Genomic DNA, 24,166 nt, shown 5'->3' on the forward strand with positions numbered 1-24,166 from the left:
CCTGGCCGGGGCCGTTTTCATTGCGAAAAACGCATTGTTCGCGCATTTCCGTAGCCGCCGAGCTACCCGTTGTCACTGATCTCCACGTCCACTAGCTGGGATTTTGTCAAAGTAATCGATTTCCCGAATAATGTTCATGATATTCACCGAAATGGCCCATCAGGCCAACAAGAAACCTTGGCCAAAAGCCCCGTGGTCCGGCGTATCCTGACGTTTCCTCGCCGCCGCCGCTGCCAGCGAGGCCACTTCGACGATGACGAATCAGGGGGCAGCGAGGATGGGCGAGGACCCGCGGACCACGCCGGGCGGACGCGGGCAAGATCGTCTCCCGACGGGCGGCCGGCACGCTCTCCGCACCGACCCGCCCCTCGAAGAGATCCGGATGGTCGAGTCCGGTGGCTACGTTCCCGTCCAGCGGACGCTCGTGCGCCCGTACGTCCTCACCCGCGGCCGGACGCAGTCGCGACGGCACCTGGCGATCGAGGCCATGGTCTCGACGCGCGCCGGGGCGCATTGGAACGGCGCCCGGCTGAGCGGCGAGTTCCGCTCGGTGCGCACGTTGTGCCACCACCCGCGCTCGGTCGCCGAGGTCGCGGCCCGGCTCAGCGTGCCCCTCGGTGTCGCCCGCGTGCTGCTCGACGACATGGCCGAGCAGGGCTTGGTCACGATCCACGACAACCGCGTGAACACCGACGGCCGCCCGGCCGTGGCGCTCATGGAGCGCGTGCTGCACGGCCTGCGCCGCCTCTGACCATTACGCTCACCAGGGTGAGCGAGGAACCCGAAAAGTCCGGTGGCGAAAGCACGCTGACCGTCCTGCTCGCCGGTGGGGTGAACCTGGCGATCGCGATCATGAAGCTGATCGCGGGCATCATCACCGGCTCGGGCGCGATGCTCTCCGAAGCGGCGCACTCGGTGGCCGACACGTTCACCGAGGTCCTGCTGCTGACCGCGTTGAAACGTTCCGACCGCCCGGCCGACCGCGTGCACCCCTTCGGCTACGGCAAGGAGCGCTACTTCTGGTCGCTGCTCGCCGCGGTGTCGATCTTCGCTTCAGGCTCGATGTTCGCGCTCTACGAAGGCGTTTCGACGCTCTTCGGCCACGGCGAGGCACAGAGCACGTCGATCCTCAGCTATATCGTGCTGGCGGTGGCTTTCCTGCTCGAAGGCACGTCGTGGGTGCAGGCGGTGCGTCAGACCGTCCGGGAGTCCAAGGCCGAAAACCGGTCATTGTGGGCCTACCTCCGCCTGATCGACGACCCGACGCCGAAGACCGTCCTGTTCGAGGACTCGGCCGCGCTGATCGGCCTGCTGGTCGCGTTCGCCGGCATCGGGCTGCACCAGATCACCGGTTCCGAGGTCTGGGACGGCGTCGCGTCGATCGTCATCGGCGTCCTGCTCGCCTTCGTCGCCTACCTGCTCGGGCGGACGAACCGCGGCCTGCTCATCGGCCGCCAGGCCAACCCGGAGATCGTCCGCGGCGTCCGCGACCACCTCTCGGCCGCGCCGGAGATCGAGGCCGTCGTGGACCTGCAGACCATGCTGATGGGTACCGACCAGGTCCTCGTCTGCACCCGCGTCGACTTCGACGACTCGCTCGGCGCCGGCGACGTCGAACGCGCCTGCGTCCGGATCGCGGCCGAGCTGACCAGCTCGTTCAACGACGTCACCGAGGTGTTCATCGAGCCGGTGCCGCGGTCGGATCCCGACCTGCGCGCGACCGTGCTGGCGCGTTACGGCGACATCGCGGAGCGGTGGAACACCCCGGGGCAGTAGGCCGTCAGTACCCGAAGTCCTGGACCCAGTAGTTGCCGGCCTTGGTGAAACCGACGCCGATCTTGGCGAGCGAGCAGTTCAGGATGTTCGCGCGGTGGCCCTCGGAGTTCATCCACGCGTCCATGACCTGCGCCGCGGACGTCTGTCCCTTCGCGATGTTCTCCGCGCCCGGCTTCGAGTAGCCGGCGATCTTGATGCGCTGGTCGAACGTGACGCCTTCGGGGTTGGTGTGGGCGAAGAAGTTCCGGGCGGACATGTCGTCGCTGTAGTCCTGAGCGGCCGTGGTCAGGTGCGATTCCTCGGTCAGCGGCTTGCAGCCCGCCTGCGCGCGTTGGTCGTTGACGAGGGAGATGACCTGCTCGGTGGTCGAGGCCGCGACGCGGGCCGCGGCCTTGGTGCTGGGCGGCGGGGCCGCTTCCGACGTCGTCGGCTTCGGGGCTTCGGAGGTCTCGGTCGGGGTCGGTGCCGCGCTGGACGTCGTCGGCGCGGGAGCTTCCGTCGTCTTGGCCGGCTTCGCGCCGGGAACCTGCCCGCCGGCGAGATCGGTGCCGCTGCCACCCCCGGAGCCGGCCGGCGCGTCGGGCAGCACCAAGGCCGCGGCGCCGAGTTCGGCCGTGTTTCCTTCCGCGGTGGCCATCCAGGTGCCTGTCGCGGCGGAAAAAACGCCGAGCAGCACACTGAGTGACACCATCACCACGCGACCACGTTCACCAATGGGGGACACGGCGCGAGAACGTATCACGGAACGATTACAGCGAGAACCCTACGAACGCACTGGTCACATTTCTCCGGCCGGCATTCGACGACCGACACGGATTACGCGGCAATCGGACGCTTCGGCGTTACTCCGTTCAGCCGCTTCGGACACCGAAGGTGGCCTCACCGGACGCGGTCACCGGGCGGCCGGTCGGGTCCTGGCCGGTGACGGTCGCCTTGCTCGTGAAGCCTTCTTTCCCCGCGATCGTGGTGCAGGTGTAGGTGATTTCGCCGTCCGCGGCCAGCTCGGGTGCGGTATGCGCACACGACGCCGTGTGGTCGTCCACGACGGACACGGCGGTGAGCGGCACGTCGCCGGTGTTCTTGACCAGGATCGAGAACGTGACGACGTCGCCGGCGTGGACTTCGTACGGCGCCGCGTCCTTCATCAGGGCGATCTCGGGGTGGACGACGTCGACTTTCGTCTCGGCTTTCGATTGCACGGAGCGATTGGCCGTGTCCATTCCGGTTACTTCCGCGGTGGCGGTGAAGTCGTCGTCCGGCGCTTTTCTCGTGCAGGGGTAGCTCCGCTTTTCCCCGGGCGCGAGGGTGTCGAGCTTCTTCGCGCACGGCTCGTCGGCGCCGACGGACACGCCGGTCAGCGGGACGTCACCGGTGTTGGTGACGGTGATCGTGAACGTGACGTCGTCGCCCACTCGGACCGTGCCCGGCTTCGCTTCTTGGGTGATCTTCACGGCCGGGTGGATGACGTCGATCTCGTCGGCGTCCTCGGCGGTGACCGGCGGGCCGATCGGGGCCGCGGCTGTGGCCTTCGCGGTGCTCACGACGTCGTCCTGGGGTGCGGTCGTGGTGCAGCCGAACTTCTGCGTCGCACCGGGTTCGAGCCGGTCGAAGGCCTTCACACAGGGCGTGCTGACCTGCACGCCGGTCAGCGCGACGTCGCCGGTGTTGGTGACGGTGATCGCGAGCGGCACGGTGTCGCCTTCGCGGAAGACCCCGTTCACGTCCTGCGTGATCGCGAGCGCGGGGTGCAGGACGGCGTAGGACGCGTCGTCGGTCGCGGTGACCTTGCGGTTCGTCGGATCGGTGCCGATCGCGGTGGCGGAGCTCACGAAATTGTCGGTGCCGGCGTTTACCGTGCAGGAGTGGTGCTGGAGAGCGCCGGGGAGGAGGGTGCCGATGGCCTGAGCGCACGCCGGAGTGCGACTGTCCGCAATGGACACGTCGGTCAAGGGGACATCGCCGGTGTTCGCGACGACGAGGGTGAACGTGACGGTGTCGCCTGGCCGGACCTTCGCGGGCGTCGCGTCGTCCGTGATGGTGATCGCCGGGTGGATGACATCGACCGGTTCCCCGGCGGTGGCGGTCACGGGACGGTTCGTGGCGTCGGTGGCGGTGACCTTCGCGGTGGCGGTGAAGTCTTCCGGGCTCGCGCTTTCGCTGCAGGTGTAGGTCTGTGTGGCTCGCGGTTCCAGCGAACCCAGGGTTTTGGCGCATGCCGGTGCGCCGGGGTCGGCCACGGAGACTTCGCGCAGCACGCTGTCGCCGGTGTTGGTGACGGTGATCGTCGAGGTGACGGTGTCCCCCGGGCGGACGGTCTTGGGATCGACGGTCCTGCTGATCATGACGGCCGGGTGGATGACGTCGATGGTGGCCTTGGCGTCGGCGGTGACCACGGGACCAACGGGCGGAGTGCCGGCGACCTGGACGGCGGCGGTGACGTCGTCGGCCGGGGCGGTGAGGGTGCAGGCGAAGTCACGGGTGGCGCCGGGTTCGAGGGTGCCGTCGATCGCCTGGGCGCAGCCGGTGGCTCGCGCCTGCGGTCCGGTGGCTCGCGGGGCGGCGGTTCGGGTGGTCGCGGTCTGCGTGTCGATGGTCGGCGCGCCTGCGGCCTGGCTGCTGCCTGGCGTACCCGTCGGTTGGCTGGTGCCTCGTGCGCCTGCGGGCCGCGCGGCGGGCCCCTGCGAGTCCGTGACCCGCAGGCCGGTCAGCGGCACGTCACCGGTGTTGCGCACCGTGATGCGCAGCGGCACCGCGTCGCCCTCGCGGAACGGCCCGTCCGTGACCTCCGCGGTGATCGCCACGCCCGGGTGCTGCACGGCGAACGCGGCCTCCGCGCTCGCCGTGACCGGCCGGGCCGTCGGGTCCGTGCCCGTCACGGCCGGCTTGTTCGCGAAGCCGGTGGCACCCGCGACCGTCGTGCACGTGTACGTCGAGGCCGTCCGTGGCTGGAGCGTCCCGAGCGGCTTCGCGCAGCCCGCGACCTGGTCGTCCGCGATCGTCACGCCGGTCAGCGGCACGTCGCCCGTGTTGGTGGCGGTGATCGTCCACGTCACCGTGTCGCCTTCGCGGACCGCAGCGGGCGAAGCCTGCGCGGCGAGCGCCACCGCCGGGTGGATCACGTCGACCACGGCGTCGTCGGTGACCTTCACCGTGCGGCCGAGCTGGTCCTTGCCGGACGCGGCCGCCGTGTTGGTGAAGTCGTCCGGTGGGGCCGGCGCGGTGCAGGTGTACGTCTGCCTGCCCCGTGGCGGCATGGCGCCGATCGTCCGCGCGCACGCCGGCGTGCGGTCGTCGGTGACGGCGACCTCGGTCAGCGGTGCGTCGCCGGCGTTGGCGACCGTGATCGTGAACGTGATCGGGTCGCCGGGGCGGACGACGCCGGGCGTGGCGTCCTTCGTGAGCGTCAGGGCCGGGGTGATCACCGTGACGGTCGCCGACCCCGTGGCGGCCACCTCCCGGCCCGCGAGGTCGGTGCCGGTGGCGGTCACGTGCGAGGTCGTCGTCGTGGACGGGTTCGCCGTGCACGTGTACGTCCGAGTCGCGCCCGCGGCCAGGCCGTCGAACGCGTGCGAGCACGACGTCGTCGTGTCGTCGGTGACCTTCACCGGGGCGAGCGGGCTGTCGCCGGTGTTCTTGACCGCGACGGAGAACGTCACGGCGTCACCCGCGTGGATCACCGGCCGGTCCGCGGTCTTGGTGACCTCGACGGCGGGCGCGATCGTCGGCGCGGGAGCGTCCGCGCCGGCCTTGACCTGCCAGCCGAGCTCGTCGGCGGCGGTCGCGGTCGCGGTGTTGACGCCGTCGGCGATCGGGGCCTTCGCCGCGCACGTCGTCGTGCGGCTTTCGCCCGGCGCGAGCGCTCCGGTGAGGTCGCACGAAGGCACCTTCGGGTCGGTGACGCGCAGGCCGGGAAGCCCGACGTCGCCGGTGTTCGTGACCTTGATCGCGAAGGTCGCGGTGTCGCCGGCGCGGTAGGCGGGCTTGTCGGCGGTCTTCGTCATGCCCAACGCCGGGTGCACGACGTCGATGGCGGCGGTCGCGTCGCCGTCGAGCGCGTCACCGAGCGCGCTCGTGCCGGTCGCTTTCGCCGTGTTCGTGAAGTCGTCGGCCGGGGCGGGGCCGGTGCAGTCGTAGGTGACCGTCTGGCCCGGGGCGAGCGTGCCGAGTGGCTTGGCGCAGGCCGGCACGGCTTCGTCGGCGACCTGCACGCCGGACGCCGTGACGCTGCCCGGGTTGGTCACGGCGACGGCGAACGTCACCGGCTCGCCGGCGTGCGCCTTCGGCCGCGCCGCGCGCAAGGCGACCTGGAGTTCCGGCACCGGCACGGAAAAGGCCATGTTCTGCGCGAGGTAGGCGTCGCCGCTGGTGACGAAGGCGAGCTTCGCGCTCGTCGCGCCCGCGGGGATGGTGTCGACGTCGAGCGCCTTGGCGTCCACGCTGAAGTTGTTCTTCACCCCCGGCGCGGCCGCGTTGTCGGCGTTGGAGATGAAGAAGTTCGACGTCCCGCCGGTCGCGGGCTCGGCGGCCGGGGTGCCGTCGACCAGGAACTGGTCGCCCGAGCCACCCCAGTCACCGTCGTAGGCGGTGACGCCGAGGTGCGCGTCGGCGGCCGCCGCGCGGAAGCCGGTGATCGTCGTTTCCGTGGGGACGTCGGTGGCTTGGCGGACGTGTCCGTCGTAGACGACGACCTTGCGCTTGTTCGGCGCGAAGTCGGGGTTGCGCGAGGGATACGCGTAGACCAGGGCGACCGACCAGCCGCCGACGCAGTCGAAACCCTTGGGGGCCCAAACGTTTCCGACGGTCATGTCGAGCGCGGCGCCGGTCGGCGCGCCGGCGAACTGGCTGGTCACGTCGGCGTGGGCGGAGTAGTACGGGCCGTCTTCGGCGAACGCCGACGGTTTCACGTCGACGGATTTCGCGCTGCCCACGGAAAGCCGGACGTTCTGCGTCGCGGGGTTCCCTGGCGGCGGAACGGCGGGAGCACCCTCCCGGAGACCGCACGTCGTCCCGGTCGTGTTGCCCGCCCAGTTCAGGCGGGCGAACACGATTCGGGCACCGGGCGGGATGCGCACGGACGCGCTGGCGGAGTCGAACGTGCCCGGGTCGGCGTCGACGTCGGCCCACTGCATGAAGAAGTCGTCGTTGACGAGGGTGTCCTTGCGGTCCGCGGTGTTCGCGCACGCCGCGGGCGTGTCGACCGGGCCGGCCGCCGGCGCGTGGTCGGCGACGACCGGGCAGCGCAGGACGCCGTTGCCCGCGTACAGGAAGTCGCCGTAGACGACGTCGTCGTAGCCCACCGCGAAGGGTGGAGCACCGGCCGCACCGGCCGCCGGCGTCAGCGCCGAAACCGAAATGATCATGGCCAGAACGAGAACCCAGCGAAGCGGTCTAGTGGACAACCGCATTCCTCGCTACCTCCGGGGGCCGGGACGACCTTTCGGAGCCTGGCACGAATGAGGGGCCTACGCGCCGATTCTCACCCGTCCGTGGAGCCGGTCAGCTTCGCCGTCGATTCGTGGGTGAGGGCGGTGGCCCCCTCGACGAACCCGATCACCGTGCGGAGCTCGTCGTCGGTGTAGCGGTCGCACAGCTCGTACATGCGCTTGACGAGGTTGTCCCAGAGGTGCACGCCGCTCGCGATGGCCTGTTCGTCCAACGCGATGAGGACGCGGCGGCGGTCGTCGGGGTGCGGCCGGCGATCGACGATGCCCTTGCGCTCCAGCCGGTCGATCATCGCGGTCACCGACGCGGGCGCCAGGCCGGAGAGCCGCGCCAGGTCCTTCGGCGTCTGCGGCCCGAACCGCGCGAGGTAGTCCAGGACCTTGCTGTCGACCGCCGACAGCCCCCGCGTCTCGGAGATGGCGGTGTGGAACATGACCGTCTCCGTCGACAGCTCCCGGGACCTGAGCAGGACTTCTTCGACCAGGTGCGCTCGCTCGCTTGACACGGGCCCCAGCCTAGCCCACTCTTTAGTTCGACAGAACGAATTAGTTTCTAAGAGATTCGAGGGGACGAACGAGATGACCAAGGCACTGATCATCGGGGGCGGCATCGCGGGCACGATCACGGCGATCGCCCTGCACGAAGCCGGGCACGAACCGGTGCTGTTCGAGGCGTACGACCGGGGCGCGGAGGGCGTCGGCGCGTTCCTCACGCTGGCGGTGAACGGCCTGGACGCGCTGCTGCCGCTGGGCCTCAAGGACGTCGTCAAGAGCACGGGCTTCGACTCGCCGCGCATGTCGATCGGGCTCGGCAACGGCACCCGGCTGACCGAGTTCCCGCTGGGCGGCACGCTCGAGGACGGCACGGTGAGCCAGACCGTCCTGCGCTCCGACCTCTACGTCGCCCTGCGCGACGAGGCCGCCCGGCGCGGGATCCACGCCGAGTACGGCAAACGCCTGATCGGCGCGAGCCAGACGTCTTCGCAGGTCAGAGCCGACTTCTCGGACGGCTCGCACGAAACCGGCGACCTCCTGATCGGCGCCGACGGGCTCCGGTCGCGCGTCCGCACGATCATCGACCCGGACGCGCCGGCGCCGCGGTACGTGCCGCTGCTCAACACCGGCGGCTTCGCCGAAGGCCTGACCCTGCCGGACGAGCCGGGCGTGCTGAACATGGTGTTCGGCAAGCGCGTCTTCTTCTGCCACGTCGTCAACCCGAAGGACGGCAGCGTCTGGTGGTTCGCGAACCCGGCCCGCAAGACCGAGCCGACGACGTCCGAGCTGGCGAGCCTGGCCGGCGAGAAGCTGCGCGCCGAGCTGCTGCACCTGGTGGCGCGCGACCGGACACCGGCGACGGAGATCATCCGCGCGACCCGCGACGTCTACCCGGCGTGGCCGACGTTCGACTTCCCGACGGTCCCGGTCTGGCACCGCGGCCGCATGGTGATCATCGGCGACGCGGCGCACGCGACGTCACCGGCGGCGGGCCAGGGCGCGTCGATGGCCATCGAAGACGCCGTCACGCTGGGCAAGTGCCTTCGCGACGTGCCGGACGTCTCGCAGGCATTGGCCACCTACGAGGGCCTGCGGCGCGAGCGCGTCGAAGCCGTGGTCGCGGCGGGAAAGCGCAATGGAGACCAGAAGGTGATCGGCCCGGTCGGGCGCGTCATCCGCGACTTCTTCATCAAGCGGGTGTTCTCGAAGCCGTTCGACGAGGACCCGAACGCCTTCATGTGGGACCACCGCACCGACTGGAACGAGAAGATCGCGGCTTAGCGCCAGGTGTCGACGCGGTGGAAGTTCTTGTACGCCCGGCTCGGGGTCGGGCCGCGCTGCCCCTGGTAGCGGGACCCGGCCTCACTCGAGCCGTACGGGAACTCGGCCGCGCTGGAGAGCCGGAAGATGCACAGCTGGCCGATCTTCATGCCCGGCCAGAGCGTGATCGGCAGGTTCGCGACGTTCGACAGTTCCAGGGTGATGTGCCCGGAGAAGCCCGGGTCGATGAACCCCGCGGTCGAGTGCGTGAGCAGCCCGAGCCGGCCGAGCGACGACTTGCCTTCGAGGCGGCCGGCGAGGTCGTCGGCCAGGGTGACGAGCTCGAACGTCGAGCCGAGGACGAACTCGCCCGGGTGCAGCACGAAGGGCTCGTCGCCCTCCTTCTCGACCAGCGAGGTCAGGTCGTCCTGCTGCAGCTGCGGGTCGATGTGGGTGTACTTGCTGTTGTTGAAGACGCGGAAGTACCGGTCGAGCCGGACGTCGACGCTCGAGGGTTGGACCATGTTCGCGTCGAACGGGTCCAGGCCAAGACCGCCAGATTCGATCTCTTTGCGAAGGTCACGGTCACTTAGCAGCACCGCGGCAGCGTAGCTAACCTAGAAATTTAGATCCAGCTAGACCACGGCGAGCCAGGTCACTGTTCAGGCGGCCCGCATGTGCTGCGCATAGGTCGTATCGGGCGCGAAGATCTTCTCGAGCCGCTTCACGTACCCGCGGCGCCCGGCCTCGCCGATCCGTTCCTGCAGCGCGGTGGCCCCGGGGATGAACCGCCGGACGGTCTCGGCGGCGAAGTTGACCCCCGCGACGGCGACGATCGCGGCCTGCGCGACGGGGTCGTTCGGCAGCCCGAGGAAGTCGGCGTTGGTCTTCCCGAGCACGAGCCGGCTGATCGACGAGTGCACGGCGACGGAGACGTGCGACAGCACCTTCCCGACGGCGCCGCGCCCCTCGCCGACGGCCGCGTTGGCCGCGATGAGCGCCTTGGCGAGGCGCTTGGAGTCGTCGTCCGGGATGAACTCGGTGGCGGCGAGCAGCCAGAGGAGGCGCCAGGCGTCCTCTTCGGAGGTGGGCAGGAGCTCGTCGTCGACGCCCATGAGCCAGCCGATGTAGCGCCAGAGGTGCAGGATGTCGCCGCGCTCGCGGGCGGAGTAGCGGAGGCCGAGCAGCTGCGTGCCGAAGACGTAGACGAGGGAGAAGAGCAGCAGGGTGCCGGCGGTCTGCACCTGGTTGACGGGCCGGTCCCAGGCGTCGTAGTCCCAGTCCTCTCGCCGGTTCATGGCGGCGCGCACGTGGGCGTGCACGACCCGGATGCGCAGAGCGGAGGCGTAGCCCTGCTCGCCGTGCTTGAGCGCGCCGGGCGTGGTGACGTCGATCCACCAGGCGGCGGTCTCGACGAGCCGTCGCGTGGCCTGGTACTCGATCGCCCCGGTCCCGACCAGCGATTTCGTGGCGCGGGACGCGAGGTAGCCGCCCATCAGCGACATGTCGCCGAGCGGGAAGAGGCCGAGCAAACCGGCTCGGGTGATGGCTTTGGCCCCGCGCTCGAGCCGTTCGTCATCGACCCAGTAGGGCTTCGCGTCGACCTCGTCGAAGAAGGCTTTGAGCGGCCCGTCCTCTTTGACGCCGTCCTTCAACGCGTCCTCGAAGAGCTTCCGCCCCTGCCCCTTGGGCTGCCGCGCCATCCAGGCGACGACATCATCGGCACGCTGGTCCTGCACCTGGGCGAACTCCCGCAGCCGCGCGACCTGACGTTCGTCACCCCGGATGTCCCCGGCGATGAGCAGCCGCTGGGCCAGCCGGAACCCGCCTTCGCGGAACAGCTCGGGCTCATCCATGGCGCTCACCTCCGAGGTCGACAACAAGTGTTGTCACTTGCGGCGGAGGAGTCAAGGAGGGAGGGGTCTGGACAAGGGGATCACGCCGCCGTGTATGCTTGCGGCGCGCTGCGGATGTAGTTCAATGGTAGAACATCAGCTTCCCAAGCTGAATACGCGGGTTCGATTCCCGTCATCCGCTCTCACGGAAACCCCGGGCATTGTGTCCGGGGTTTTCTTTTTGTATCCGGCCCCGCAAATGCGCCGCGTGCGCGTCCGGAAGTCCCGTTTCCACCGCACGCTCCAAAGCCTCGGACGCCGACGCGGAACCCAAGCGGTGCAACAACTCCGCCCGCGACGCGTGCCACCACGGGTAGTCCTCCAGTTCGCGCAGCGAATCCACCAAAGCCAGAGCCGGCGACGGCCCATCTCGTTCGGCCACCGCCGCTGCGCGATTCAGCCTGACCACCGCGGTGTCCTGGACCGACAACAGCACGTCGTACCAGGAGATCACCGCGTCCCAGTTCGTCTCCTCGTACGATGGCGCCAAATCGTGGCAGGCCGCGATCGCCGCCTGGATCACGTACGGGTTCGGGACCGAAGGTGTGCGGCGCAGGCCGACTCCGACCAGCGCCACGCCTTCCTTGATCAGCTCGAAGTCCCACCGCGAACGGTCCTGGTCGGCCAGCAACACAGGCACCCCGTCAAAGAACCTGGCCGCGCGGCGGGCGTCCTGCAGCAGCACCAACGCCAGCAGCCCCAGCGCCGTCGGCTCGTCCGGCATCAGCGAAGCCAGCAACCGGGCCAAGCGGACTCCCTCGGCGAGAAGCGACTCGCGGCCCGTGTAGCCCTCGTTGAAGATCAGGTACACCGTCGACGCGACGCCGGCCAGGCGTGAAGGCAGCTCCTCCGCCGCGGGCACCCGGTAAGGGATCCGGGCCTGGGCGATCTTCTGCTTCGCGCGCGTCAGGCGCTTCGCCATCGTCGCTTCGGGGACCAGCAGTCCGCGGGCGACCTCCGCTGTCGACAAACCTCCCAACGTCCGAAGCGCCAAGGCGACCTGGGCGTCCACCGACAACGCCGGGTGGCAGCACGTGAAGACCAGCCGCAGCAGATCGTCGCGGACGGAGACCGGGTCCGGGGACGGGTCGAAGGCGGGCATCGCGTCCGCCTCCTTCCCGAGGCGCTTCGCTTCGCGGCGGACGACGTCCACCGCGCGACGGCGGGCCGCCACCAGCAGCCAGCCGCGGGGGTTGCCCGGGACGCCGTCGCGCGGCCACGTCTCCAGCGCGCGCACGACGGCGTCCTGGACCGCGTCCTCGGCCAGGTCGACGCTGCCGGTGACGCGGACGAGCGTGGCCAGTACCCGGGTGCCCTCGTCCCGGACCAGCCGCGCGACCGCGTCCCCGGCGTGGGTCACTGGCCGAAGTCGACGACCGGCCGGACCTCGATCGCGCCGTCCCAGGCGCCCGGGATGCGCGCCGCGACCTTGACGGCTTCGTCGAGGTCGGCGCATTCGATGAGGTAGAAGCCGGTCAGGGCTTCCTTCGTCTCCGCGTACGGGCCGTCGCTGGTGACGATGTCGCCGCCCTTGCCGCCGGTGACGCGGACCGTCGTCGCGGTCGCGGTCGGGTACAGCGCCGCGCCGCCGCGGATCACGGCCTGGGCGCCGTCGTGGAACTCGGCGTAGTCCTTCATCATGTCCGCGGCCTCGGGCTTGGTCGGGTCGACGTCGGAGGCGAAGATGATCGCGGCGTACTGGGGCATGGCTGCTCCTCACAGGTCCTCAACCGGCGCCGATCGCCGGTTCTCACTGTAAGGACGAACGGGCGAAGCCGCGCCGGGACACTTGCCGCCGGAAAAGTTTCGCGGGCAGGGTGGCAGGCATGGGAGAGCCCGCGCTGTTCGGTCCGGACTTCGACCGCGACCGCTCGACCACCGCCCGTCACTCGCCACCAACATGATCAACGCCGATCCGCCCGACCACGCCCGGTTGCGCCGCGCCTGCGCCGGCGCGTTCGGCCCGCGCCGGATGGAGGCCTTGCGCGAGCGCGCGGCAGATGGCCGACGAGCTGGTCGGCGCCATCGAGGCACGCGGGCACGGCGACCTCGTCACCGAACTCGCCTACCCGCTGCCGATCGCGATCATCTGCGACCTGCTCGGCGTGCCCGAGCGGTACCGCGAGGACGTCCACGAGTGGTCGCTCGTCATCGACTCGGCCGACGACACCGACGGCTCCAACGTCCGCGAAGCGACGGACGTGCTGGAACGACTGGTCTCCGAGGTCGTCGACGCCAAGCGCGCGACGCCGGGCACCGACCTGATCAGCGACCTCGTCGCGCAGGAAGCCGCGGGCACGCTCACCGCCGACGAGGTGACGTCGACGGCTTTCCTGATCCTCATCGGCGGCCACGAAACGACCGTCGGACTCATCTCGACCGGCGCGCTCGCGCTGCTGACCCACCCGGACGAAGCCGTGCGGGCACGCACCGACCGGCTGCAAGCCGACGTCGCGTTCGAGACCGTGCTTCGCAGGCTGCCGACCGCTCAGCTCGCCGTGCCCGAAGAAGGGCTCACCTGGTGGCCGAGCCCGATCACCCGCGGGCTCTTCCACCTGCCGGTCAGGGTCTAGCCCTCGACGAGCTCCCACTCGGCGTCCGGGGTCTCGCGGTCGTACACCTGGCCCGGCGCCGCCTTGAGGACCGTCCGGACGTCCGGGTACAGGTTCGCGACGTGCTCCAGCTCCAGGCCCTCGACCTCGAAGTCCTCCGCCTCGGGGACCTCGAAGCCGACGAACAGCCAGGTGCCGTCCTGCTCGCGGACGACCTGGCGGACCGCGCGGACCGGCTGCTGCGAGCCGGTCGGGATCTCGGTCAGGCCGGTGCTGATCTGGGCTTCGTCGTCCGGGGAACCCGCGAACTTCCAGGCCTCGCGGCGCTGGCTGAGCAGCCGGATGTCCTCGTCTTCGTCGTCGGAACCGGTCACCGACGACAGCAGCCACGTGCGGCGCTCGGGGTCCCAGTCGGCGGCCATGCCCGTCGGCAGGCCGGCCAGCGCGCCCAGCTGCGGGAGCAGCTCGAAGGCTTCGCGCACCGACATCTTGCCGAAGCTCTCGCGGTTGACGACGACGTCGTCGGACAGCTCGGTGCCGTCGCTGATGAACCAGTCGTCCTCGTCGTCCAGGACGACGAACCCCAGCGCGTCCGGGTCGTTCACCAGAGCCAGTGCGATGATCACCGGCGCTTCCGGGTCCTGGCGCAGCGGCCACTCGGTCGGCATGCGCCATATCCCACCACCGGGGCATCCGGCGGCCGGAGCCGGGGTCACCCGAAAATCGCGCGAACCCCGCCGCGGAGTCCGGCACGATGACGACATGCTCGAAGGAGACCTCGTCCGGCTGCGCGCGCTGGAACCGGAAGACGCCGAGAAGATCCACGGCTGGATCCACGATCCCGAGGTCGGCCGGTGGATGACCAACAGCCACCCGCGGTCGCTCGCCCAGATCCGCAAGCGCGCCGAAGAACGGCCGGTCAACAGCTACGAGCTGGTCGTCCTCGGGATCGAAGCCGACGGCAAGCTCATCGGCATCATCGACCTCCGGGACGCCGAACCCGAGATCGGCAACGCCGAGCTCGACGTCTACATCGGCGACGCCGACTACCGCAACGGCGGCGGCTACGGCACCGAGGCGCTGCGCCTGATGTGCCGCTACGGCTTCAACTCCATGCGGCTGCACATGATCACGCTCTGGGTGGTCGCCGAGAACGAGCGCGCGCGGCACGTCTACCGCAAGGTCGGCTTCTCCGAAGACGGCCGCCACCGCGAGGCGTTCGTCGCGGCCGACGGCGAGCGCCACGACATGATCCTGATGAGCATGCTCAAGGGCGAGCTCAAGTCGTGAGCCGGCGAGGCGCCTTCAGCCGCCACGCGTCTTCGAGCAGCTCACGCAGCTGATCGACGTCCACGCGCTCGAGATCGACGATGATCGAGCCGTACCCGTCGTAGTGCGCGGTCGTGAAGAAGGCCGCGTCGCCGGAATCCAGCAACGCGGCCTTCTCGTCGAGCCCGCACAGTACGACCAGGCCGCCCTCGGCCTCGGTGCGCAGCCGCGCGAACCCCTTGCCCGCCACCTTCAGCGCGGGCGTGCGGTACCAGGTCGACGCCTCGGCCTCGGGGAGCTCCGAGGCCAGGCGTACGACGTCTTCCCAAGTCGGCATGGGTCCATTGTCGGTCCGCCGTCTTGGAAAAACCGGATCACGGCAGCTGCGTGACCCGGTCCGCCGCGGGCGGGGCCAGGTTCGGGTGGGCGCCCAGGTACGCGACCAGCGCGTCCAGGTCCACCGGTCCGCCGGCCAGGTTCGTGCCCTTGGTGAACTCGGTGAAGCCGTCCCCGCCGGCGGCGAGGAAGTTGTTCACCGACACGCGGTACGTCGCCGCCGGGTCGACCGGCGTGCCGTTGACCGTGATGTTCGAGACCCGCGAGCCCTGCGCCGCGGACGCCGACCAGCTGTAGTGCAGCGAGCTCGAGATCTGCAGGAACTTCGGGTTCACGCCCGGCGCCCACTGCTGCTCCAGCACGTTCTTGAGGTTCGCGCCGGTCAGCGTGATCGTCTGCATGATGTTCGAGAACGGCTGGACGGTGAACGCCTCGCCGTAGGTCACCACGCCGTCGCCTTCACCGGCCGGCGACGACGCGTAGTTCAGGTCGGCGCGGATGCCGCCCGGGTTGGTCATCGCGATGACCGCGCTGTTCGACTGCGTGCCCGCGAGCTGCGCGTCGGCGATGACGTCGCCGAGGGCCGACTCGCCGGCCGCGTTGCCCGCGGCCTTCAGGTCCTGGGTGATGGTGCCGATCTGCTTGTTCGCGATCGGGCCGGACTTCGCCACGGCGTCGGCGACCAGCGCCGCCACGGCCGGGTCCGGCGTGACCGTCCGCGTGACGATCTCGTTGAACGCCTTGGTCTGCGACCGCACGACGTCGCGCGTCTTCAGGTTGATCTTGAGGTCGACGACCGACAGCAGCCGGCCGAAGGACGCGCCCTGGATGACCGGGCGCGGCTGGCCGGCCGGGTCGTTGATCACGCAGTTGTACTGCTGGTGGCTGTGGCCGGTGAAGATCGCGTCGACCTTCGGGGTCACCGCCTTCGCGATCGCGGTGGCCGGGCCCGGCAGGACCTTGCAGTCGTTCGGGCCTTCGAGCTCGGTGCTGTCACCCTGGTGCATGAGCACGATCTGCGCCTTGACGCCGAAGAAGTCGAGCAGGTTCGCGGTGCGGTTGATCGCCTCGACCTCGTCACCGAACTTCAGGCCCTTGATCGCCTCCGGCGTGACGACCGACGGCAGGTCCTTCAGCGTGGCGCCGATGACACCGATCGGCACGCCGCCCTCGAACTTGACGGTGAACGGCAACAGCGCGGGCAGTCCGTTGGTGAAGTACACATTGGACCCGAGGAACGGGAACTTCGCACCGCTGAAGCTCTTCTCGAACTGGCACCCGTCCGTCGGGTGGCAGCCGCCGAACTGCATGCGCTGCAGTTCCTTGTAGCCCTCGTCGAACTCGTGGTTCCCGACGACGGACGCGTTGACGCCCAGCATGTTCAGGAAGTCGATGGTCGGCTCGTCGTGGAACAGCGCCGAGGTCAGCGGCGACGCGCCGATGTTGTCGCCGGCGGACACGACGAACGAGTCGCGCACCTGCGAGCGAAGCTGCTTCACGTGCGTCGCCAGGTAAGCGGCACCGCCGGCGTCCACAGTGGTCCCGTCGGACTGCCGGACGCGACCGCTGGAGCCGGCCGGCGGCTCGAGGTTGCCGTGCAGGTCGTTGAACCCGATGATCCGGACGTCGGTGGTGGGGTCCGGGCGCTGGCCCGCGGACGCGGGCGCGGTGGTCACCGCGGTCGTCGCCAGCGCGGCCGCGGCGAGCACCACGAGCCGGGTTGAAAGCCTCATGCGTGTTTCCTCCGATTCGCGCCCAAGGTCCCCAAACGGGCGCACGGCGGAGGATTCTGCCTCGCGAAGCAGTCACCGACCAGGGTCAAAAGACGGACGTAAAGCGAATGTCACCTAACGGCTTCCGTCGAGCAACACCCGCGCGACGAGTTCGGGGTCGTCGTTCATCGGCACGTGCCCACAGCCCGGCAGCAGCCGGAACGTCCCCTTGGGAGCGACCTTCCGCAGGTCGGCGACGCGGGGGCGGGCGAGGATCCGGTCGTGCTCGGCCCAGGCGATCGTCACCGGAACGCCGGTGACCGGGCCCGTGAAGCGGAAGTCCCCGCGGGACTGCGCGGCGGTCGGCTCGAAGCCCGGCGCGGTCGCGAGCGCGTGCGCGTCCTCGACGACGGCGTCCGGGGTCAGCAGGCCCGGCTTCCCGACGATCATCCCGACCAGCGCCCGGCGCCCGGCCGGGGTCGCGGCGATGCGGCGCACGACGTGCGGCGGCGTGCACTGGGCGAGCGCGCGGTGGGCCTTGAGCGTGGCGATCGCGTACATCTTCTGCGTCCGGTTCCACAGGCCGGCCGGCGACAACGCCGTGACGCTGCGGACGAGCCCGGCCTGGCCGAGCGCCAGGGACAGCAGGCCGCCGAGGGAGTTCCCAGCGACGTGTGGGCGGTCCAGGCCCAGCTCGGTGAACAGCTCCTTGAACATCACCAGCGCGGGCTCGACGCCGTACCCGCCGGACGGCTCGGGCGACTCGCCGAAGCCCGGCAGGTCCACGGCAATGACGTCACGATGCGGCGTGAGCAGCGGAAACACCGGCGCCCACGCCTGACGACGGTGGCCGATGCCGTGGATCAGCACCAGCGGCTCGCCCCGGCCCGCGCGGTCGTAGACAACGTCGTCCATTACCCGAGAGTAAGGCGGCCGTAGCGGAAAAGCTACTACCGTCGGTAACAGTTACTCTGCGTCCGGGTGAATCCGCGTCCCGGCGTCGGCGGACCGCTGGACGGCGTCGAGAACGCGGTGCACGCGCAGTGCGTGCGCGAAGTCCGGCAGGTCGCCCTTGAGGTGCCGGGCGTAGGCGTGCGCCACGTTGTACGACGGCTCGGCACTGCGTCCGGCCAGCTGCGGCAGCTCGTAGCGGGTGGGCACGGTGAGCTTCTCCTGCACGCCGGTCCGGCTGCCGCGCAGCGTCAGCTTCGCGATCCAGAACAACGGGTCCGCGGCGGTGACGACCAGCGTGCCCTCGGTGCCGTTGATCTCCCAGTGGAAGTCTGTGGCGGGCGACGAGCCGCCGCGAAGGTGCAGCGACGCGACGGCACCGCCCTTCAGCACGCCGCTGACGGCGATCTGGTCCGGCGCGGTCATCGCGACCGAGTCGCCGGTGACCTCGTCGCGCACCCGCGACCGGACGGTCGCCATCGTCGCCGACAGCTCGGCGAACCGGCCGAGGACCATGTCGAACGCGTCGACGGTGTGCGCGAACGGGATCGTCAGCATGGTCGCCCCGTTTTCGGGGTGCAGCTGGTAGTCGCGCCCGGCCCGGACCGACGGTCCCCAGTTGCCGCCCGAGCCGATCAACGACGTCGAGAGCACACGGCCGACGTACCCGTCCTTGATGAGGTCACGCAGGTAGCGCAACGCGGGCGCGGACCGTCCCTGCAGGCCGACCGCGGTCGGCTTCCCTCGAGCGGCTTCGGCCAGTGCCTCGGTTTCGGCCAGGCTCACGCCGAGCGGCCACTCGCTCAGCACCTGCTTGCCGGCGGCCAAAGCGGGCTCGATCAGCGCCCGGTGCTCGCTCACCTTCACCGCGACGACGACCAGGTCGACCTCCGGGTGCCGCGCCAGCTCCCCGGCGTCGCCGAAGGTCAGCGGTACGCCGTACTTCTCCCCGGCCACCCGCGCCGACTCGGCGCTGCTCCCGCTCAGCGCGCGGAGCTCGTAGCCGTCCACCGCGGCCAGCGCGGGCACGTGCGCGGTGGCGGCCCAGCCGCCGTTCGCGCTGAGCCCGACGATGCCGACCCGGAGCGGTGCCATGAGCGTTCCTTTCGTGGCCCCTGTACAAGACTTCGACGTGCCGAGCGTCGTGGTCATTCCCGGGTCAGCGCAAGCCGCATCCGGTTACGTCTCCCTTTTCCGGTTATGACTTCGGACTCTCCGGTGAGGACGAAGCCGAGTCGCTCGTAGACGCGTCGCGCGCGGTCGTTCCCCTCGAAGACGTGCAGTCCGATCGCTTCCGCGCCGGCTTCTTCGGCCGCTTCGCGGACGGCTCCCATGAGGTCCGCGGCGACTCCGCGGCCGCGAGCCTGTGGCGCAACCCACATCGAGTAGACCAGCCATTCCCGTTCCGCGGGCCAGCCGCAGACGAGCGCGACGGCGTCGTCGCCGTCGAACGCGGCGAACCAGGCCCGGTCAATCAGCCAGGCTCGCCAGTCGTCGTCCGGCTTGGCGCGTTCGACCGCTACGAGCGAGCCGAAGTTCTCGGGGGTGTCCGCCAGCGCGCGGAGCCGGATTTCGCGCAGCGCGGGGACGTCGTCGGGGGTCAGCCGTCGCACGTGGACCATTCGGGCACACTCGCACGCACCGAGGGTTCGGTAACACCCATTAACGCGCGCGCGATGTGGCGATCGATCCGGCAACTGGGGGAAGTATGGGCATCGAGGTCGTACTCGTGGTGCTGGCCGTCGTCGTGCTGCTGATCGGGGGCACGGTGTTCAGCGCGTGGCGGGCCGAGCGCTCGGAGGAACGCGAAGACGACTGACCGATCGGCGGGCCGCGGTCGGCCGGGTGGCCGATGGGGTCCGGCTCTTCGACCGAAGTGACGGCCGGTCAAGATCCATAACGTCGGTGGCATGACGAACGCACAGGTCACCGCCCTGCAGTACGGGTTCATCGGCTTCCTCGCCCTGTGGACCGTCGTGCTGGTGCCGCAGCTGATCACGCAGCTGGCCCGGCACGGTGGCCTGCGCCCGCGCGGCATCGCGACGACCGGCGCGGTGCTGCTGTACGGCTGCATGACCCTGGCGGTCGTCTTCCTGCCGCTGCCCGGCCCCGGCGCGCGCCGGCTGAGCCAGACCGCGCAGCTGCACCCGTTCCAGTGGATCACCGACATCCACACGGAGATGCTCAAGCACGGGTCGCAGTGGTTCATGACGCAGACGTTCCAGCAGGCGTGCCTGAACGTGCTGCTGTTCGTCCCGCTGGGGGTGTTCGCCCGGGTGCTGTGGCGCCGCGGCCTCACCGGCACGGTCCTGATCGGCTTCGCCGCGTCACTGGCGATCGAGTTCACCCAGGTCACGGCGAACTTCGGGACGGCGCCGTACGTCTACCGCATCTTCGACGTGGACGACCTCATGAACAACACGTTCGGCGCGGGCGTCGGCTGGGTGTTCGGAGCGCTGCTGCTGGCGGTCCTGCGTTCACCGATCGGCGTGCAGCCGGCCCGGCGCGAGCGGGTCCACTTCGCCGAGACGCGCTAACCGCGCCTTCCGCTGCAGGGCGGCCCGCTTGGCGGCCCGGCGATCCTCGAGGACGACCACGAGAGCGGCGACGGCCAAGACGAGCGCGACCAGCCCGAGGACGATCGGAAGCTGCACGAAATCCTCCTCGGTACGGCGCTGTGCGGGAGATCACAACAGGTTACGCAGGTCTGTGGTCACTTCGCCACCCCCAGCGACGGGAGGCCGGTGAATTCTCGGCGGCGTGCCGGAAACTGGACCGGTGAGCACCCGACCCACGAAGGACCAGCTGGCCGCCGCGCAGGACACGACCATCCCGGACGTCATCGCCCCCGGCCTCGACGTCCTCTTCTGCGGCATCAACCCCGGCCTCTACTCCGGCGCGTTGAAGCTGCACTTCGCCCGCCCCGGCAACCGCTTCTGGCCCGCCCTCCACGCCGGCGGGTTCACGCCGCGGCGCTACGAGCCGAGCGAGCAGGAACAGCTGCTCGACCTGAAGCTCGGCATCACGAACGTCGTCGCCAGGACCACCGCCCGCGCCGACGAGCTGACCGCCGACGAGTTCCGCGAGGGCGGCAAGCTCCTGGAGGCGAAGGTGCTCGAGTGCCGGCCGCGGTGGCTGGCCGTCGTCGGGATCACCGCCTACCGGACCGCGTTCGGCTTCCCGAAGGCGCGCGTCGGCCCGCAGGAGCACCGGATCGGGGACACCCACGTGTGGGTGCTGCCGAACCCGAGCGGCCTGAACGCGCACTGGACGCCGGCCGGGCTGGCGGTGGAGTTCGCGCGGCTGCGGACCGCATCCGAAGGTCGTCGAAATCGTTGAACAAGAGGCGGGCCACCCTCAGTAGCGCCAACCGCCCCATCAGGTCCTTTCCCGCCCGGTCGAGCCCACTTCCCTCCAGGGATTTCTACACAGAGTTTGCTGTGACTGAGCGATTAGGCCATGAGGGGGAGATGGCGTCATGAGCTGCGCAATCGCGACTCGTACCAAGCAGGAGGAGTCACTTTTGGCCGGTCCCGGCAGGGGGGACCGGACGGTGCCGGACGCGTGAACCGAGGGGTCGCGTCAGGCGTCCCCAGAGTGACGGCGCAGAGACGGAGGCCCACGATGCACGGCATCGAGCCCACCCGCAGGCCCACCGGGCCGGCCGGACCCGGCGGGCGAAGTCTCGGCGTGGCGGTCGTCGACCCGGTCCCGATCTTCCGCGACGGTCTCGCGGCGCTCGTCCACCGCAGCCAGGGGCTGCACTGGGCGGGCCAGGCGGCCAGCCACCACGCGGCGCTGCAGCTGTGCGAGCAGGTGAAACCGGACGTCGTCGTGCTCGACTCGGCACTCGACCCGAACTGCCACCTGACGAAGCTGCTCAACGCCGGCGACCCGGCGCTGATCATCGTCACGCTCATCCGGGACACGAACCGCACGCAGCAGTACCTCGCGACCGCGATCGCCGCGGGCGCGCACGCGATCGTGCCGCGGTCGATCGACTCGCGACGCCTCGCCGAAGCGATCCGGCGGGCCCACACCGAACGCCGGTACATCGACCCGGCGCTGGCCGCGCTCACCGCCCGGCCGAAGCGGTCGACCGTGCCGAAGGGCGACCTCGCCCACGACAGCCCCCCGGGGCCGCGTGGCGGGATGCCGCTGTCCCGGCGCGAGTACCAGGTGCTGCAGCTGGTCGCGGAGGGTCTCGAGAACTCGGCGATCGCGAAGCTGCTGTTCCTGTCCGTCGAGACGGTCCGGACCCACGTCAAGAGCATCCTGCGCAAGCTGTCCGCGCGGGACCGGACACACGCCGTGACGATCGCCTTCCGGGGCGGGATACTGGTCGCCCGGGCCGAGGACGGTCACGTGCCCGTGACAGCCGACACAACGGCCCTTCCGGGGCAGCGCTGACCCCTGAAGAGACCCGGATTTCCCTACTCGGAAGTGCGGATCTGCTTGCTCCAGTTACCCGCAGGTAATATCCTGAAGTTACCGGCGAGTAAGGCGACGTGTGCCCGGCCGGGGAGCCGAACACATTGGAGTGACGACATGGGCCACTACAAGAGCAACGTCCGAGACCTGGAGTTCAACCTCTTCGAGGTCCTGGGCGTGCAGGAGCGCCTGGGCAAGGGTGTGCTCGCCGAGTCCGACGAAGAGACCGCCCGCGGTGTGCTGTCCGAGCTGAACAAGCTCGCGACCGGGCCGCTGGCCGAGTCCTTCGCCGACGCCGACCGCAACCCGCCCGTGTACGACCCGAAGACCTTCAGCGTCAAGATCCCCGAGTCGTTCAAGAAGAGCTACCAGCAGCTCCTCGACGGCGAGTGGTGGCGCCTCGGCCTGACCAACGACCTCGGCGGCTTCGGTCTGCCCCCCACGGTCCAGTGGGCCGCGTCCGAGCTCATCCTCGGCGCCAACGCCCCGCTGTTCATGTACCTGGCGGGCCCGAACTTCGCGATGATCGTGAACAAGAACGGCACCGAAGAGCAGAAGCACTGGGCCCAGCTGATGATCGACCGGGCCTGGGGCGCCACGATGGTGCTGACCGAGCCGGACGCCGGCTCCGACGTCGGCGCGGGCCGCACCAAGGCCACCAAGCAGGAGGACGGCTCCTGGCACATCGACGGCGTGAAGCGGTTCATCACCTCGGCCGAGCACGACATGAGCGAAAACATCATGCACCTCGTGCTGGCGCGCCCCGAGGGTCCCGGCATCGAGACCAAGCCGGGCACCAAGGGCCTGTCGCTGTTCCTCGTCCCGAAGTTCCACTTCGACTCGAAGACCGGCGAGCTGGGCGAGCGCAACGGCGCCTACGTCACGAACGTCGAGCACAAGATGGGCATCAAGGCCTCGACGACGTGCGAGCTGACCTTCGGCCAGCACGGCACCCCGGCCAAGGGCTGGCTGCTCGGCGAGGTCCACGACGGCATCGCGCAGATGTTCCAGGTCATCGAGTACGCCCGGATGATGGTCGGCACCAAGGCCATCGCGACGCTGTCGACGGGTTACCTCAACGCGCTCGAGTACGCCAAGGAGCGCGTCCAGGGCGCCGACCTGCCGAACATGCTGAACAAGGCCGCCCCGCGCGTCACCATCACGCACCACCCGGACGTCCGCCGCTCGCTGATGCTCCAGAAGGCGTACGCCGAGGGCCTCCGTGCGGTCTACCTGTACACGGCGTCCTTCCAGGACCAGCTGTGGACCGGCGAGGGTGACCAGAAGGTCGCGCACGGCGTCAATGACCTGCTGCTGCCGATCGTCAAGGGCGTCGGCTCCGAGCGCGCCACCGAGCAGCTCGTGCAGTCGCTGCAGACGCTGGGCGGTTCCGGCTTCCTGCAGGACTACCCGATCGAGCAGTACATCCGCGACGCCAAGATCGACTCGCTGTACGAGGGCACCACGGCGATCCAGTCGCTGGACTTCTTCTTCCGCAAGATCGTCCGCGACAAGGGCCAGTCGCTGGCCTTCGTCGCCGGCGAGATCACCAAGTTCATCGAGTCCGAGGCGGGCAACGGCCGGCTCAAGAACGAGCGCGGGCTGCTCAAGCAGGCCCTCGAGGACACCCAGGGCATGCTGGGCTCGCTGATCGGCTACCTGACGACGTCGCAGGAGGACCCGCAGAACATCAACAAGGTCGGCCAGCACACGGTCCGCCTGCTGATGTCGGTCGGCGACCTGCTCATCGGCTGGCAGCTGCTCAAGCACGCCGAGGTCGCCATCGCGAAGCTCGACGCGGGCGCGTCCGCCAAGGACGTCCCGTTCTACGAGGGCAAGATCGCCGTGGCGTCGTTCTTCTCGAAGCAGGTGCTGCCGGAGCTGACGGCTCGCCGCGCGATCGTCGAAGCCGCCGACAACGCGCTGATGGAGCTCGACGAAGCTGCTTTCTGATGGTCACGAAAAGGGCTCTCCTCACGTGAGGAGAGCCCTTTTCGCGTTTCAGGGTCCGGCGGTGCGGGCACTCCGCTCACCGAGTCCGACGGACC

The 24,166-nt window shown here is 69.8% G+C and carries 23 protein-coding genes and 1 tRNA gene; 10 read left to right on the forward strand and 14 right to left on the reverse strand.

All coding sequences use genetic code 11. The annotated features are described in order from the left end of the window. The first annotated feature begins 277 nt into the window (after positions 1-277). Complete coding sequence (locus AA23TX_RS39900) at positions 278-751, forward strand: DUF742 domain-containing protein (RefSeq protein WP_155548138.1); 474 nt, start codon at positions 278-280, stop codon at positions 749-751. 17 nt (positions 752-768) lie between these two features. Beyond that, entirely contained in the window at positions 769-1,776 is a 1,008-nt protein-coding gene (locus tag AA23TX_RS39905) for a cation diffusion facilitator family transporter (RefSeq protein ID WP_155548139.1), read from the forward strand. A gap of 4 nt (positions 1,777-1,780) precedes the next feature. Here AA23TX_RS39905 and AA23TX_RS39910 read toward each other — a convergent pair whose 3' ends face one another. The 3 genes from AA23TX_RS39910 to AA23TX_RS39920 all read right to left on the reverse strand — a co-directional run bounded on the left by AA23TX_RS39910 (position 1,781) and on the right by AA23TX_RS39920 (position 7,723). Beyond that, on the reverse strand, positions 1,781-2,473 hold the full coding sequence (locus AA23TX_RS39910) for a CAP domain-containing protein (RefSeq protein ID WP_155548140.1): 693 nt from the start codon (positions 2,471-2,473) through the stop codon (positions 1,781-1,783). Between the two features lie 154 nt (positions 2,474-2,627). After that, positions 2,628-7,136 (reverse strand): CLIPPER-2 domain-containing protein, encoded by a 4,509-nt coding sequence (locus AA23TX_RS39915; protein ID WP_155548141.1) that lies wholly within the window; start codon positions 7,134-7,136, stop codon positions 2,628-2,630. A 116-nt stretch (positions 7,137-7,252) separates the two neighbouring features. Next, the gene (locus AA23TX_RS39920) at positions 7,253-7,723 is read right to left on the reverse strand and encodes a MarR family transcriptional regulator (RefSeq protein ID WP_155548142.1); all 471 of its coding nucleotides are present in this window, start codon (positions 7,721-7,723) and stop codon (positions 7,253-7,255) included. A 73-nt stretch (positions 7,724-7,796) separates the two neighbouring features. Between AA23TX_RS39920 and AA23TX_RS39925 the strand changes: the two genes are divergently transcribed. Then, a complete protein-coding gene (locus tag AA23TX_RS39925) occupies positions 7,797-8,993 on the forward strand; it encodes an FAD-dependent oxidoreductase (RefSeq protein WP_155548143.1) in 1,197 nt (398 codons plus the stop codon). Here AA23TX_RS39925 and dcd read toward each other — a convergent pair. Both dcd and AA23TX_RS39935 read right to left on the reverse strand, forming a co-directional pair. After that, on the reverse strand, positions 8,990-9,571 hold the full coding sequence (gene dcd / locus AA23TX_RS39930) for a dCTP deaminase (protein WP_155548144.1): 582 nt from the start codon (positions 9,569-9,571) through the stop codon (positions 8,990-8,992). The two genes, AA23TX_RS39925 and dcd, sit on opposite strands and share 4 nt — an antisense overlap. Positions 9,572-9,634: 63 nt before the next feature. Beyond that, positions 9,635-10,828, reverse strand: coding sequence for an oxygenase MpaB family protein (locus AA23TX_RS39935; RefSeq protein WP_155548145.1), 1,194 nt, complete (start codon positions 10,826-10,828; stop codon positions 9,635-9,637). 110 nt (positions 10,829-10,938) lie between these two features. Between AA23TX_RS39935 and AA23TX_RS39940 the strand changes: the two genes are divergently transcribed. Then, a tRNA-Gly gene (locus AA23TX_RS39940) sits at positions 10,939-11,009 on the forward strand. Here AA23TX_RS39940 and AA23TX_RS39945 read toward each other — a convergent pair. Next, positions 11,001-12,227 (reverse strand): RNA polymerase sigma factor, encoded by a 1,227-nt coding sequence (locus AA23TX_RS39945; RefSeq protein WP_155548146.1) that lies wholly within the window; start codon positions 12,225-12,227, stop codon positions 11,001-11,003. The two genes, AA23TX_RS39940 and AA23TX_RS39945, sit on opposite strands and share 9 nt — an antisense overlap. Next, positions 12,224-12,574 (reverse strand): YciI family protein, encoded by a 351-nt coding sequence (locus tag AA23TX_RS39950; protein ID WP_155548147.1) that lies wholly within the window; start codon positions 12,572-12,574, stop codon positions 12,224-12,226. Before AA23TX_RS39950 ends, AA23TX_RS39945 begins: the two co-directional genes overlap by 4 nt. Before the next feature lie 293 nt (positions 12,575-12,867). On the opposite strand from AA23TX_RS39950, the gene AA23TX_RS39955 reads away from it, so the two are divergent. Beyond that, positions 12,868-13,440 carry a cytochrome P450 family protein gene (locus AA23TX_RS39955; protein WP_230863029.1) on the forward strand — a complete coding sequence of 191 codons (573 nt, stop codon included), beginning with the start codon at positions 12,868-12,870 and terminating at the stop codon, positions 13,438-13,440. On the opposite strand, the gene AA23TX_RS39960 is transcribed toward AA23TX_RS39955, so the two are convergent. After that, positions 13,437-14,087, reverse strand: coding sequence for a hypothetical protein (locus tag AA23TX_RS39960; RefSeq protein ID WP_155548148.1), 651 nt, complete (start codon positions 14,085-14,087; stop codon positions 13,437-13,439). The genes AA23TX_RS39955 and AA23TX_RS39960 overlap by 4 nt on opposite strands. A gap of 94 nt (positions 14,088-14,181) precedes the next feature. On the opposite strand from AA23TX_RS39960, the gene AA23TX_RS39965 reads away from it, so the two are divergent. Beyond that, positions 14,182-14,709, forward strand: a complete 528-nt coding sequence (locus tag AA23TX_RS39965; RefSeq protein WP_155548149.1) for a GNAT family N-acetyltransferase — start codon at positions 14,182-14,184, stop codon at positions 14,707-14,709. Here AA23TX_RS39965 and AA23TX_RS39970 read toward each other — a convergent pair. The 5 genes from AA23TX_RS39970 to AA23TX_RS39990 all read right to left on the reverse strand — a co-directional run bounded on the left by AA23TX_RS39970 (position 14,699) and on the right by AA23TX_RS39990 (position 19,309). Continuing rightward, a complete protein-coding gene (locus tag AA23TX_RS39970; RefSeq protein ID WP_155548150.1) occupies positions 14,699-15,025 on the reverse strand; it encodes an MmcQ/YjbR family DNA-binding protein in 327 nt (108 codons plus the stop codon). The genes AA23TX_RS39965 and AA23TX_RS39970 overlap by 11 nt on opposite strands. A gap of 37 nt (positions 15,026-15,062) precedes the next feature. Next, positions 15,063-16,757 (reverse strand): bifunctional metallophosphatase/5'-nucleotidase, encoded by a 1,695-nt coding sequence (locus AA23TX_RS39975; RefSeq protein ID WP_155548151.1) that lies wholly within the window; start codon positions 16,755-16,757, stop codon positions 15,063-15,065. 114 nt (positions 16,758-16,871) lie between these two features. Then, a complete protein-coding gene (locus AA23TX_RS39980) occupies positions 16,872-17,651 on the reverse strand; it encodes an alpha/beta fold hydrolase (protein WP_155548152.1) in 780 nt (259 codons plus the stop codon). A 51-nt stretch (positions 17,652-17,702) separates the two neighbouring features. After that, positions 17,703-18,782: a Gfo/Idh/MocA family protein gene (locus tag AA23TX_RS39985; RefSeq protein WP_155548153.1), complete on the reverse strand. Its 1,080-nt coding sequence runs from the start codon at positions 18,780-18,782 to the stop codon at positions 17,703-17,705. Between the two features lie 53 nt (positions 18,783-18,835). Further along, entirely contained in the window at positions 18,836-19,309 is a 474-nt protein-coding gene (locus tag AA23TX_RS39990; RefSeq protein ID WP_155548154.1) for a GNAT family N-acetyltransferase, read from the reverse strand. A gap of 288 nt (positions 19,310-19,597) precedes the next feature. On the opposite strand from AA23TX_RS39990, the gene AA23TX_RS39995 reads away from it, so the two are divergent. Further along, on the forward strand, positions 19,598-20,224 hold the full coding sequence (locus AA23TX_RS39995) for a VanZ family protein (RefSeq protein WP_155548155.1): 627 nt from the start codon (positions 19,598-19,600) through the stop codon (positions 20,222-20,224). Here the strand turns inward: AA23TX_RS39995 and AA23TX_RS49815 are convergent. Beyond that, complete coding sequence (locus AA23TX_RS49815; protein WP_196425799.1) at positions 20,165-20,341, reverse strand: hypothetical protein; 177 nt, start codon at positions 20,339-20,341, stop codon at positions 20,165-20,167. The two genes, AA23TX_RS39995 and AA23TX_RS49815, sit on opposite strands and share 60 nt — an antisense overlap. 124 nt (positions 20,342-20,465) lie before the next feature. Here AA23TX_RS49815 and mug point away from each other — a divergent pair, with 124 nt between their 5' ends. From mug to AA23TX_RS40010, 3 genes are all read left to right on the forward strand, one after another. Then, the gene (gene mug, locus AA23TX_RS40000; protein ID WP_155548156.1) at positions 20,466-21,026 is read left to right on the forward strand and encodes a G/U mismatch-specific DNA glycosylase; all 561 of its coding nucleotides are present in this window, start codon (positions 20,466-20,468) and stop codon (positions 21,024-21,026) included. Between the two features lie 285 nt (positions 21,027-21,311). Further along, positions 21,312-22,097 (forward strand): response regulator transcription factor, encoded by a 786-nt coding sequence (locus tag AA23TX_RS40005; RefSeq protein WP_155548157.1) that lies wholly within the window; start codon positions 21,312-21,314, stop codon positions 22,095-22,097. A gap of 138 nt (positions 22,098-22,235) precedes the next feature. Continuing rightward, positions 22,236-24,071: an acyl-CoA dehydrogenase gene (locus tag AA23TX_RS40010; protein WP_155548158.1), complete on the forward strand. Its 1,836-nt coding sequence runs from the start codon at positions 22,236-22,238 to the stop codon at positions 24,069-24,071. Positions 24,072-24,166: the final 95 nt, after the last annotated feature.

This window comes from Amycolatopsis camponoti, from assembly GCF_902497555.1.
Classification (GTDB): Bacteria; Actinomycetota; Actinomycetes; order Mycobacteriales; family Pseudonocardiaceae; genus Amycolatopsis; species Amycolatopsis camponoti.